Here is a 12,545-nt window from a genome sequence, read left to right on the forward strand (position 1 = left end):
GGGCGCCGGTGGGCGCCATCCACGCATGGCGTGGATCTACTGCTGTGCCGTTGCCACCATGCCTGGGCACGCCGTCATGGTGCGGCTGTGGTTGGGGTCAGAGCCCTTTCCTGCGGAAAGGGAACCGACCCCGACGGTTCGTTCAATACACATCGCGCCGGTAACGACCGGCCAGCAGCATCGCTTCCCTGCCTGCGGTACCCAGCACCCGCTCGATCACTGCATCCACGCCCGGGGCCATGCCCTGCAGGCTGCCGCAGACCAGGATCGTCGCGCCTTCATCGACCCACTGCCGCAGCGTCGCCGCTTCGGCCTGCAGCCGGTCCTGCACATAGCGATGCGCGCCGCCGTCGCGGCTGAACACTGCATCCAGCCGTGCCAGCGTGCCGCTGGCCAGCATCGCCTGCAGTTCTTCGCCGAAATGGAAGTCGTGCGCGGCGGTGCGCTCGCCGAACAGCAGCCAGGTGCGGCGCGCGCCACGCTGGGCACGTTCGTGCAGGTGCGCGCGCAGGCCGGCGATGCCGGTGCCGTTGCCGATCAGCAGCAGCGGTACATCGGCGGGCACGCCATGGAAATTGTCGTTGCGGCGCAGCCGCAGTTGCACCGGTTCGCCGATGGCCGCGTGGTCGCACAGCCAGCCGCTGCCGATGCCGGGTGTACCGTCGGCGCGCAGTTGGCGGCGCACCAGCAGCTCCATCGCGCCGTCGGCCATCACCGAGGCGATCGAGTACTCGCGATGCGGCAGCGGTTGCAGGGTTGCCAGCAGTGCGGGCAGATCACCCGGGGGAACCAGCGAGGGCAGATGCGAGCGCTCGATACGGGCCAGTAACGCCTGCCCGTCATCCAGCACGGTGTCTGCATTGAAGCCCTGTGCATCGAGCCAGGCGCGCGCGCTGTGGCGTGGGTGCTGCGGGCCGATCTCGGCGATGTCGCCGGCCTGCCACTGCACATCGACGCCAGGCGGTGGCTGCAGGCGCACCCGGTACACCGGGCCGCCGGGGCTGCCCGGATTCAGATGCTGGCGTTGCAGCAACGTCCACGGCTGATACTCGGCCGGGCTCCAGTCGGGCAGTTCGGTGGCGCCTCCGCCAAGTTGTCCCAGCAGCTGCTGCCAATGTCGCAGCGCCGCCGGATCGGCATTGTCGACCTCGATCGCATCGAACAGCGGGTGCGCGCCGTGCTGGCGCAGCCACTGGTCCAGCTGGTGGCCGAATCCGCAGAAGTGGCCATAGCTGCGGTCGCCCAGCGCTAGCACGCCGTACTGCAGATGCTGCAACGGAGGCGGCGCGGCCATCACCCCGCGCAGGAACGGCAGGGCGTGGTCGGGCGGATCGCCTTCGCCGGTGGTGCTGGCAATGAACAGCGCGCGCTGGCTGTCGGCCAGCAATGCGGCGTCGACCTCATGCAGCCCGCGCACACGCACCGGCACGCCGGCACCACGCAGGGCCTCGGCACTGCGTTCGGCCAGTTCGCGGGCAAAGCCGGTCTGGCTGGACCAGACCAGCAGGAGCGGTGCGGTATCGGCGGACGCCGCATCATCGCGCGGACGAGTGCGCCACCACAGGGCTGCGCAGGCCAGCGCGTACAGCGCGGTGGCGATGATGGCGATCTGCGATTGCCGTGCCGGCGGTGCGCCCTGCCACCAGGCTTCGCCGAGGTGCAGGCGCAGCAGCGCCCAGGCGATCAGCGCCAGTACGATCAGTACAAGTGTGTTGCCGAGCCACGCACGCGATGGCCGAGTGCTCATGCGTCCTGCCCGTCGAGCAGGCGCTGGAAGGCGCTGCTGAGAAATTCCTGCGGGGCGTCTGCGGTGCGTTGCAGGTAGCGCGCGGCCAGTCCTTCGCGCTCGGCCAGCGCCATGCCCTGTTCGCGACCCAGCACGGTCAGTGCGGTAGCCCAGGCATCGGCGTGCATGGCGTCGTCGGCCACGACGGTGACCGCTGCGGCGACCTGCTGCACCGGCCTGCCCGTACGCGGGTCGAGGCTGTGGCTGTAGGCCTCGCCATCGGCCTGGTACTGGTGCCAGCGATCGCCCGAAGTGGCCACCGCCTTGCCGTCCAGCGCCAGCACCCGTGGCGGGGTTTCGGTGTGCACATCCTCTTCCGGTGCGGATTCCACCAGCACGCGCCACGGTTGGCCGTCCGGTTTTCTGCCGTAGCCGGCCAGTTCGCCACCCACTTCGATCAGCGCTGCAGCAATGCCTTGTCCACGCAACCAGGCGGCTACGTGATCGACGCCGAAGCCCTTGGCGATCGCAGAGAGATCCAGTTCCAGCCGGCCCGGTTGCAGCAGCGCATCATCCTGCCACTGCAGGCGCTGCCAACCGCAACGCTCACGGGTGGCCTGCAGGGTAGCGGCGTCGGGCTGGCGGCGTTCACCGGCATGTGCACCGAAGCCCCACAGTACAACCAGCGGACCGATGGTGGGATCGAAGGCGCCGTCACTGGCGGCAGCGATGGCCTGTGCGCAGGTCACAACGTGGCGGGTCTCCGCCGGCAGCACGCACCATTGGCCAGCGTCGGCGCGGTTGTAGCGGCTCAGATCCGAGCCGGGCTCCCAGGTGCTCATCTGCGCGACCACGTCGTCCAACCGCGCCTGGATGCCGGCGTGCAGCGGGTGCAGGTCGCGCTGGCGCGACGCGACCAGCGACACGCTCCAGGTGGTGCCCATGGTGGTGCCACCGAGGCGGGCGATGTCGAGATGGGAATCGGTCATGGTGATGCGTTGCGGTGGCGATGCCGGGGAATGCCCGGCATCGCGGTCCACATTACTGCGGCAGCACTTCCAGCGTGGCGACGTAGCTCAGGCGGCGCTTGGCGGCCTGCTTCACCGACGTCTTGTTGTCCTCGGTGCCGGTCTCCAGCCAGTACATGCCGGCTTCCGGCCAGGTTACCTTGATCTCGCCCTTGGCATCGCTGGTCAGCTTCAGCTCGTCCTGCGCGTTGCGGTAGCGGGTGGCGCCACGCACGATCTCGAACTGCAGGCCGGCGGTCGGCTTGCCATCGACCAGCACGCGGAAGGTGGCTTCCTCGCCGGCGAACAGGTCATTCGGGTGGCCGACGGCGACCAGCTCGATGCCACGGTTGGTCGGCTTCAGCGCGGTGTCGTTCGGCGCACCGTTGGTGACAAAGGTCTCCACGCGGCCGATCGACTGGCTCACTTCCAGCTTCTTCGCGTCCTTCGGCAATTCACCGAAGGTAGCCGCGCTGCCGCGCCAGCGCTTGCGCTCGCCGTTCTGCTCGTACGTGGCGAACAGGCCGTCATTGACCGACGCGATGCGGTAAGTGCCCGGCTGCTTCAGTTCGATGTCGAACACGCTGCGGTACTTGCCGGTCGACGCGTTCTGCGGCTGCACGGTGCTGCCGTCCGGCGCGGTGATCACCAGCGATTCCAGGCGCAGCGGCACGTGGTTGAAGTAGAACAGATCGTTGGAGACCGCACCGTCGACGGTGATCCACGGCGCGTTGCCGGCGATCACGGTCTGCGAGGGCAGCAGCCAGGCCTTGTGGGCCAGGGCGGAGAAGGGAAGGGCAGCGGCCAGGGCGGCGGCGAGGACGAGCGTGCGCTTCATGCGGAAGACTCCAGTTGGAAGGGGTCGGATCCCTTTCCAGCGGAAAGGGCTCTGACCCCGAGGGATAGGGCGATGGGGTCAGAGCCCTTCCTGCGGAAGGGATCCGACCCCGGCTCAGGCGGTTATGGTTTGACGGCGAGGGTGACCTGGCCCAGTTCGGTGGCGCCCTGCGCCTTGCCGTTCTGCGCGGCGGTGGCCGGCCAGGTGAAGGGGATCTTCAGCAGTTCGCGGCCACCGACTTCGCGCACCGCTTCCACCACCAGGGTGTAGTTGCCCGGGGCCAGTTGCTTCAGTGCCAGCTGCCTGTCGTTGAACGACAGCGCGTGCTTGCCGGCCGGGCGGGTCGGGCCGGTCACGCCGTCCACCGGCACCTGCAGGGTGCGGCCGCTCTTGCGCCACCACTGGCGCAGGTCCGGCAGCCATTTGGTGCCGTGGCCTTCGCTGTTGCTGGTCTGCTGGTACCAGACCGACAGGTTGGCCGCGACCTTCTGGTCGGCGCCTTCCAGCCACACCGCCACGTACGGGCGGTGGTACTCGGCCACGTTGAGCTTGGGCACTTCGACGTTGATGTCGAGGGTGGTGGCGTACGCCGGCGAGGTGGCCAGCAGGCCGCTGAGGGCGATGGTCAGGGTGACGCGCATGGGGCGGCTCCGGAAACGAAGGAAAGTCAGTGGATCAGCAGCAGGGCGATCAGCAGCGGAATCATCAGGCCGAGGCCGACCAGCGGCCAGGTCATGCGCCGCTGGCGTGCATGCAGGTGCAGCAGGAACAGGCCGGTGATGCAGAACACCAGGCAGGCCACGGCGAACAGGTCCAGGAACCAGCCCCACGCCGGGCCCGCGTTGCGGCCCTTGTGCAGGTCGTTGAGGTAGGACACCGCGCCGCGCGAGGTTGATTCGTACTCCACCGCGCCGGTCCCGCGATCGATGCTCAGCCAGGCGTCGCCGCCGGGGCGCGGCAGCGACAGGTAGATCTCCTCGGCCGACCACTCTGCCGGGCGCCCGCCGATGGCGATGCCCAGCTGCGTGTCCAGCCAGTGCCGGGCCGGGCGCGGAATCGGTGCATTGCCGTTTTCGCGCGTGCCGAGCTGGCCGAGCAGATCGGCCGGCAGTTCCAGATGCTGGTTCTGCACCTGGGGTTTGGCTTCGATCTTCGCGGCGTGGTTGAGGGTCAGGCCGGTCACCGCGAACAGCAGCATGCCGATCAGGCACACCGCCGAGCTGATCCAGTGCCACTGGTGCAGCGTCCGCAGCCAGAAGCCACGGTTCTGTTGCTGCGCCACGGTGGAAGAGGCAGGACGGCTCACGGCACGGTTCGAGGCGGACGGGGACTGCCCATTACATCATTGATGAGAATAGCTCGCAATTGCGTGTCGTTCTGTATCGCTGGAGGGCGATTGCCGGCCAGCGGCCGGCACTACCGATCGGTAGATCCACGCCACGCGTGGATGAAGCGGTGCCGACCAAGGTCGGCACCCACCGGGGCCGGGCGCGGCGATCAGAACTTCGCGTTCAACGAGATCCAGTAGCTGCGGCGCTGGTCCTTGGTCGCGTAGTCGTCCGCGCAGTTGAACTCGCTCTGGCTGATCAGGAGGCACGACTGCGAAACGAAGTCCTTGTCGAACAGGTTGTTGACCCGCGCGTTCACCGTCAGCCATGGCGTGGCCTTCCAGCTGCCACCGAGATGGAAGATGGTGTAGTCCTGGTAGTAGCGGGTGTGGCTGGCGCCGTTGGCGTCCAGCAGCGTGTCGCGGTAGCGGTCGTAGCGGCCTTCGCCGATCAGCGACAGGCTGATCGCTTCGTTGACCTGCCAGTTGAGGCTGGCATTGGCCATGTGCCTGGCCGGCATCGTGCCGCTGATCGGCAGGCCCTTCTGCGCGCCGCTGGTCTGCTCGCTCCTGGTCCAGGTGTAGTTGCCGCGCAGCTGCAGGGTGTCGAGCAGGTCGACATGCGCGGCCAGTTCGGCACCGCGGGTCTCGGCCTTGTCGATGTTCACGCTCTGGGTGAACGTGCTGTAGCCCAGTGCCGCCCAGCCCGGGCCGATGTCCACGCAGTAGCCGCTGCCGGCGCGGGCCACTTCGCAGTTCGCAAAGGTGCCGCCGCTGGCGATCTTGTCCTCGAACGTGTTGAAGAAGCCGGTGAGGTTGAAGCCCCAGCGCTGGCCTTCGTAGTAAGCGGCCAGCTCGTAGTTGGTGCTGGTTTCCGGCTTGAGGTTCGGCGAACCGACCAGTGGCAGCACGCCCTGGCCACCGAAGCCGGTGATGCCCGGGAACAGCTGGTCCGGACGCGGGGTCTTGTAGCCGGTGCTGACGCCGCCCTTGAAGGTCCACGCATCGCTGGCATTCCACACCAGGTAGCCACGCGGACTGACATGGCTGCCGAATACGTTGTGGTCGTCGTAGCGCAGGCCGAAGGTGGCGGTGAGGGTGTCGGTCAGAGCCCAGTTGTCCTCGGCGAACAGCGCCCACATGCGGTGCGTCTGCTTGACGTTGCTGCGGTAGCCGGCGCCATCCATGCCGAACACACCGTCGACCATGTCAGTGTCGTTGTACTGGCCGCCCACGGTCAGCGTGTGCGCGCCGAAGTCCAGGTCGAGCATCGTGTCGAGCACGTAGCCTTCCAGTTCCATGGTGCGCAGCGGGCGCGGCAGGAACGCCTGCAGGCGCGCCATCTCGCTCGGGTTGAGGGCAGCCAGGGCGTTGCCGCGGCCGGCCGCACAGTTGTTGGCAGCACCGGTGCGGCGGCAGACGTCATTCCATAGCGTCTGCAGGTTGGCGCGCTCTTCCAGGATCAGCGGCAGCGAACGGCCCAGGTTGCTGCTCTTGCTGTGGGTCAGCGAGGTCTGCCAGGTACCGAAGCTGTAGCGGCCCTGATGGGTCAGCGACAACTGGTCGCGTTCGTAGCGCTGGTAGGCGGTGTAGCCCACGCGCGGCTGCACCACGCGACGGGTGACGGTACCGCTGCCGTTCGGGTTGGGAATGACGGCATTGCCGACGCGCCACAGGCTGGCCAGGCTGTCGAGGGTGCCGGTCTGGCCTTCGCTGTTGTCGAACTTCTGCCGCGACACGTCGTAGTCCAGCCACAGTTCGTGATCGTCGTTGATGCGGACGTCCAACCGCACGCCGCTGTTCCAGTTGGTGTTGGCCACCGACTTTCCACCACCGCCGAAGCCGATGCTGCGCTCCCACAGGGTGCCGTCGGGCAGGGACAACGCATCCCATTCCGGGTTGGAAGCCTTCGCGTCGTAGTAGCTGCCGCGTACTGCCAGGCTGAGGCGCTCCTTCAGCAAAGGGCCGCTGAGGTAGAGGTCGGTGGTGCGTGCATCGCCGAACTGGTCGTCCTGCTGCACGGTGAAGCCCTGGCTGACCGAACCGTGCCAGCTGTCCTGGTTGCGGCGGGTGATGATGTTGATGACACCGCCCATCGCGTCCGAACCGTACAGCGTGGACATCGGCCCGCGCACGACTTCGATGCGTTCGATCGCGTCCAGCGGGGGCAGGTAGGCGAACTGGCCGCCACCGAAGTTGTTCGGATAGATCTGGCCGACATTGCTCTGGCGGCGGCCGTCGATCAGCACCAGGGTGTACTCGGACGGCAGGCCGCGCATCGACACGGTGGCGCGGCCGTTCTTGTCGGTCGCTTCCAGGCCGACGTCGATGCCTTCGACGTCGCGCAGCGCATCGACCAGGCTGGTGTACGGGCGCTTGCTCAGTTCCTCGCGGCTGACCACGCTGATGCTGGCCGGGGCATCGATCACCTTCTGCTCGAAGCCGGCGGCGGTGACCACCACCTTGTCCAGCGTCTGCGGCGCGCCTGCGGCGTCACCGTGGGCGAAGGCGGGGCTGGCGCAAGCCGCCAGCACGGCGCTGGTCAGCAGGGTACGGGACAGGGACGAACGGACACGATGGCGCTGGGCCATGGCAGTTACCTCGAAGGATGCAGGGTGGCGCGGTGCCGTGCGCGAAGGGCGCGGCAGGCACGGAAGGGCCGGTCAGGGGCGGCAGGGATGAAGCAGGCAGCGGCGTGCAGGCGCGACCGCGCAGGCGGTCACGTCGGGCCGTGGATCAGGCGAGCGGCGGCGCCTGGCCGCGTTGCTGACGGCGCCCGGGCGCATCGGCCCAGGGCGTGTCCGGAGCGGCCAGCGGCCAGTCCGGGCGCACGCCGGGCATGGCCGGCATGGCGGGTACGAGGTCGAGCTCAGTGCGCAGCCAGTGGCTGGCCAGCAGCAACGGCGGGCGTGCCTTCTCGGCCGCCTTCACCGGAGCGGAGGCGCAGCGGCGCAGCTTGGCCGGCGCCTCTTCCTGCAGGGGTGTTTCGCCGCCACGTTCTTCCAGTGGCATCTGCACGGCCATTCCGGCCTGGGCCTGTGGCAGCAGCGGCAGGGTGCCCAGCAGCAACGCCAGCATTGCCACCCACGCCAGCAGGCTGGCCAGCGCAGGACGCTGGCCGCGCATGGCGGTGCCCATCTTGCGATGGATGAGTGGGCGAGGGCGAAGCGGGCGCAGCAAGCGGGGGTTCCCTGGGGCTGCCGGCAGCGGCCGGCATCAACGGGGCGTGATTGTAATGAGAGCTGTTAGCTGTTGCAAATGAGAATGATTGCCAAAATGTCGCAGGCCGGCCCGGCAAGGCTCAGACTTCGCTCCAGCGCCGCAACAGGTTGTGGTACACGCCGGTCAGCTGCAGGATCGCCTCGGCGTCGCCGCCGGTCTGCCGCAGGCGCTCGATCGCGCCATCCATTTCCCACAGCAGGCGGCGCTGCACATCGTCGCGGATCATGCTCTGCACCCAGAAGAACGAGGCCACGCGCGCGCCGCGGGTGACCGGCCGCACCTGGTGCAGGCTGCTGGACGGATACACGACCAGGTCGCCGGCCGGCAGCTTCACTTCGTGCTCGCCGTAGGTATCGCTGATGATCAGCTCGCCGCCTTCGTATTCGTCCGGCGCCGACAGGAACAGGGTGCAGGAGATGTCCGAACGCAGCTGTTCGCCATTGGCCAGGTTCATCACCGCGCCATCGACGTGGTAGCCATAGGTGCCGCCACCGCTGTAGCGGTTGAAGCGTGGTGGCAGGTACTTCAGCGGCAGCGCGGCACTGAAGAACAGCGGGTGCCGGGCCAGCGCGACGAGGATGATCTCGCCCAGTTCGCGGCGCAGCGGCGAAGCCTCGGGCAGCTGCTGGTTGTGCTTGGCCTGTGCGCCCAGATGCCCCACGGTTTCGCGGCCATCGGTCCAGTCGGCGGCGTCGAGGCGGCGGCGGAAGTCGGCGACCTGGTCGGCGCTGAGAATGTCGGGGATGTGCAGCAGCATGCGGGACTCCTCAGAGGGACGGCGGTGCGACCAGGGCGCGCACCTGTGGATGCGGTGACGCGGCCAGCTCCGGCACGATGTGCGCCATGAACGCCGGGCTGCCGTGCGCCAGTGCGAGCCGCAGCCAGTGCACGGCCTGCTCGACCTGGCCGGCCTGCAGCAGGATCGAGGCGTAGTTGGCCTGGCCGCGGAAATCACCGGCCTCGGCCGCGCGCTGGTACCAGGCCAGCGCCGCCTGCGGATCGGGTGCGGTATCCAGCCCGTCTTCGAGGTGGCGGGCCAGCAGGTTCATCGATTTGGCGTGGCCCAGGTGCGCGGCACGGGTGTACAGGGCCAGTGCCTGCGCGCGGTCCTGCGCAATGCCGCGGCCGGTGGCCAGCAGGTTGGCCAGGTTGTACAGGCCCCAGTCCAGGCCGGTATCGGCCGCGCGCCGGTACCACACCGCCGCCAGCGCCAGGTTAACCGCCGTGCCGTGGCCCAGCTCATGGCAGCGGCCGAGCATGTTCATCGCCATCGGCGCGCCGTTGTTGGCGGCGGTTTCGTACCAGAGCAGCGCCGCCGAGGCGTCCTGCGCGGTGCCTTTGCCTTCCATGTGCATCTGCGCGAGCAGCAGTTGTGCCTCGACCTGTCCGGCCTGTGCGGCGTCGCGCACGCGTGCGAACGCGGCCTGCGGATCGTGCTGCAGCAGCTCGGCCAGGGCGTCGCTGTCGATGGGGGTACGGGTTGCCATGGGATGAGTATCGCCGGAAACAAAAACGGCGGCAGGAGACCCTGCCGCCGTGGTGGAGCGAAGCTACATCAGAACTTCACGTTCAGTGCCAGGGTGGTCGAGCGACCCGGGGCGATGCTCGCGTAGTGCGAGGCATAGGCCTTGGTGAAGTAGGTCTTGTCGGTCAGGTTCTGCACGTTGAGCTGCAGGCTGATGTTGTCCTGGATCGCATAGCTGGCCATTGCGTCGAAGCGGGTGTAGCTGGCGATCCACTTGGTGTTGGCAACATCACCGTACTGCTTGTCCGAGTAGAACGCACCGGCACCGACGGTCAGGCCGATCGGGAAGCGGTAGGTGGTCCACAGGTTGGCACTGTGCTTGGCGGTGTTCGGGAATACGTTGCCGTTGTACGGCGAGGGCACGTAGACGTTGGACGGGCAGGTGCGGCCGACCGGTGCACCACAGACGAAGCCGTTGTCCTTCAGTTCCGAGTCCAGGTAGGTGTAGCCGCCGTACAGGCTCCAGGCGTCGGTCAGCTGGCCGGTGAAGCCCAGCTCGAAGCCGTTGATTTCCTTCTTGCCGGCATTCTGGCTTGTGCCGTTGTCGACCGTCACGCGCGCGTTGTTCATCACCGTGTGGAAGATCGCCGCGGTGAGGTTCAGGCGCTGGTCGAACAGGTCCCACTTGGTGCCCAGCTCGAGGTTCTTCGTATCCTGCGGCTTGAGGTCGGCCACGGCGGCGCTCAGGCCGTCCGAACCATCACCACCGTCCATGCCCGGCGGAGTCGAGGAGGTGCCCCACGACAGGTAGATGCTGCCGTTGGCGGCCGGCTTGAACACCACGCCGGCCTGGTAGTTCAGGAAGTCGTTGCTGTTGCGCACGCGGGTCGGTGCCTTGCCGGCCACCGGGGTGGTCAGGGTAGTGCGGAAGTCGTCGTAGCGCAGGCCGAGGTTGATCATCCACTGCTCATTGAGCTCGATGGTGTCGAACACGTAGGCCGAGGTGGTCCTGGTGCGCTGCTCTACGTCCAGTGCCTTGTCGCTGCGGTACACCGAATGGGTGGCCGCCCACGGATCGCGCGGGTTCGGATTGGCGAAATCGGTGCAGTTGTAGCCGGTGGCCGCGCCGGTGGTCGGGCACTTGCTGTTGCCGGTGAGCGGGTTGCTGGTGCCCGGGGTCATCAGATAGCTGCCGCGGGTCATCTTCTCGTCGCTGTATTCCACGCCCGCGCTGTAGCTGTGCTTGAGCGCACCGGTCTGGAAGGCACCCGTCAGGCCCAGCTGGTCGGCGAAGCTCTTGACGTCGACGGCACGGCTGTTGGTCCGGCGCCACAGGGTGCCGTAGTTGTTCGGGTTGCCCTGGCTGTCGTCCGGCTGGGTCCACAGGTAGTCGTTGCTGGTGTTGCCCAGGCGCGCGATGTTGCGCAGCTTGTGGCCGCCGAAGTCGTAGCTGGCATCCAGGGTGCTGATGTCGGCGCGGGTACGCTGGAAGTCACGGTCGACCAGGCCGTAGTAGTTGTTGCGGTCCGGCACCATCGGGCGGCCGTCGACCCACTTCGAGGCCGGCGCACCGTTCGGGTTGCCATACGGGAAACCACCCGCATCGGGCAGATCATCGCTCTGCATGTGGTAGTGGCTGGCGATCAGCTGCGCCGGGCCGTTCAGGCCGAACGCGATCGACGGCGCGATACCCCAGCGGCTGACATTGGCGGCGTCACGGCCAGCGATGTCCGATTCGTGCTTCATCAGGTTCAGGCGCGCGGCGATGCCATCGCCCAGCACGTAGTTGGCGTCCACGGTGCCGCGCGCGTAGCTGTCGGTGCCGATGCCCATGCTGGCGCTGGTCTCGTTCTTCAGCTTCGGCGTCTTGCTGACCAGGTTCAGGCTGCCACCGCCGGAATCACGGCCGCCGTAGGCCGAGCTCGGGCCCTTGACTACTTCCACCTGCTCCAGGTCGAAGATCTCGCGGGTCTGCGAGCCGACGTCGCGCAGGCCATCGACGAAGACGTTGCTCTGCGAATCGAAGCCACGGATGAAGGGGCGATCACCGGTGGGGTTGCCGCCTTCGCCGGCACCGAAGGTGATGCCCGGCACCATGCGCAGCGCATCCTGCAGGTTGGTCGCACCGGTTTCGGCGATCAGCTTCTCCGAGACGATCGACACCGACTTCGGGGTGTCCAGCAGTTCAGCGGTGAACTTCGGCGAGGACGGATTGAACCAGCTGCCGCGCACCTGCACCTTGTCCAGCTCGGTGGCCTTGCGGGAGGAGGCTGCGTCAGCGCTGTCGGCCGCCTGTGCGGCCAACGGCGCGAAGCCGGCGGCCAGGGTGGCGGTGGCGAGCAGGGAAACGCGCGGGGCGCGCTTGCGGGACGTGATGTGGGTCATGGCTTGGGTGGTAGTGGCTGGGATCGGAAAGGGGCGAGGGCCGAAGCGCAGACAGCGCGACGGCATGTAGAGGGCGTTTTCTGTAGAGCCGAGCCGATGCTCGGCTGCGCAGCGGACGACTCCAGGCGCACGGCAATGGCCGCAGGGCGCCTCAGCTGGCGTGCGGTGCGGGCGGTGCGTGGCCGGGGTTCAACCGCAGTGCGGGATCGTGCAGCTGCCAGTGCAGGGCATCAGAGCGCCACAGCGGAACATGCGCGACCAGGGCGGCGCGCGGGGGAGCCAGTCCGGTACAGGGCGTTGTGCCCTCGCCATCCAGCGGCGGCTCCGGTGCTGGCACCGCATGGCGCGGGCACTCGTCCGCCGGCGGGGCCGGCATCGGCATGGCCTGCTGAAGATCTTCAGCGTGTGCCTGCCAGCCGTAGGTGGCGGGTCCATCGCGCCCTTCGTGCAGGGCCGACCAGCCCAGCAGCAGCGTCAGCAGCAGGGCCACAGCCAACGGCCACCCATGGCGGGCAAGCTGGCACAGCGTGGCGGCGGGCGCGGGCAAAGCCATGGCGCAGGGGACGGAGTCGTTA

At 68.0% G+C, this 12,545-nt stretch carries 11 protein-coding genes; all 11 read right to left on the reverse strand.

Going from position 1 to position 12,545, the window contains the following annotated elements; genetic code table 11:
- Positions 1-142 precede the first annotated feature (142 nt).
- On the reverse strand, positions 143-1,747 hold the full coding sequence (locus AC5P7F_RS07510; protein WP_164077013.1) for a flavodoxin domain-containing protein: 1,605 nt from the start codon (positions 1,745-1,747) through the stop codon (positions 143-145).
- Positions 1,744-2,715, reverse strand: coding sequence for an FAD:protein FMN transferase (locus AC5P7F_RS07515; RefSeq protein ID WP_481462434.1), 972 nt, complete (start codon positions 2,713-2,715; stop codon positions 1,744-1,746). Before AC5P7F_RS07515 ends, AC5P7F_RS07510 begins: the two co-directional genes overlap by 4 nt.
- Positions 2,716-2,767: 52 nt before the next feature.
- The gene (locus AC5P7F_RS07520; RefSeq protein ID WP_046429341.1) at positions 2,768-3,571 is read right to left on the reverse strand and encodes a DUF4198 domain-containing protein; all 804 of its coding nucleotides are present in this window, start codon (positions 3,569-3,571) and stop codon (positions 2,768-2,770) included.
- Positions 3,572-3,693: 122 nt separating this feature from the next.
- On the reverse strand, positions 3,694-4,212 hold the full coding sequence (locus AC5P7F_RS07525) for a DUF2271 domain-containing protein (RefSeq protein WP_164077015.1): 519 nt from the start codon (positions 4,210-4,212) through the stop codon (positions 3,694-3,696).
- A 26-nt stretch (positions 4,213-4,238) separates the two neighbouring features.
- Positions 4,239-4,877 carry a PepSY-associated TM helix domain-containing protein gene (locus tag AC5P7F_RS07530; RefSeq protein WP_014646258.1) on the reverse strand — a complete coding sequence of 213 codons (639 nt, stop codon included), beginning with the start codon at positions 4,875-4,877 and terminating at the stop codon, positions 4,239-4,241.
- Between the two features lie 191 nt (positions 4,878-5,068).
- A complete protein-coding gene (locus AC5P7F_RS07535; protein WP_495204145.1) occupies positions 5,069-7,489 on the reverse strand; it encodes a TonB-dependent receptor domain-containing protein in 2,421 nt (806 codons plus the stop codon).
- Between the two features lie 145 nt (positions 7,490-7,634).
- Positions 7,635-8,036 carry a hypothetical protein gene (locus AC5P7F_RS07540; protein ID WP_075077025.1) on the reverse strand — a complete coding sequence of 134 codons (402 nt, stop codon included), beginning with the start codon at positions 8,034-8,036 and terminating at the stop codon, positions 7,635-7,637.
- A 163-nt stretch (positions 8,037-8,199) separates the two neighbouring features.
- Positions 8,200-8,877 (reverse strand): Fe2+-dependent dioxygenase, encoded by a 678-nt coding sequence (locus AC5P7F_RS07545; RefSeq protein WP_164077017.1) that lies wholly within the window; start codon positions 8,875-8,877, stop codon positions 8,200-8,202.
- 10 nt (positions 8,878-8,887) lie between these two features.
- The gene (locus AC5P7F_RS07550) at positions 8,888-9,607 is read right to left on the reverse strand and encodes a tetratricopeptide repeat protein (protein WP_053495681.1); all 720 of its coding nucleotides are present in this window, start codon (positions 9,605-9,607) and stop codon (positions 8,888-8,890) included.
- A 68-nt stretch (positions 9,608-9,675) separates the two neighbouring features.
- The gene (locus tag AC5P7F_RS07555; protein WP_014646263.1) at positions 9,676-11,970 is read right to left on the reverse strand and encodes a TonB-dependent receptor; all 2,295 of its coding nucleotides are present in this window, start codon (positions 11,968-11,970) and stop codon (positions 9,676-9,678) included.
- Positions 11,971-12,121: 151 nt separating this feature from the next.
- Positions 12,122-12,523 carry a hypothetical protein gene (locus AC5P7F_RS07560; protein ID WP_041863144.1) on the reverse strand — a complete coding sequence of 134 codons (402 nt, stop codon included), beginning with the start codon at positions 12,521-12,523 and terminating at the stop codon, positions 12,122-12,124.
- Positions 12,524-12,545: the final 22 nt, after the last annotated feature.

The sequence above is a fragment of the Stenotrophomonas sp. YJH_SMC_105-26 genome, assembly GCF_059368915.1.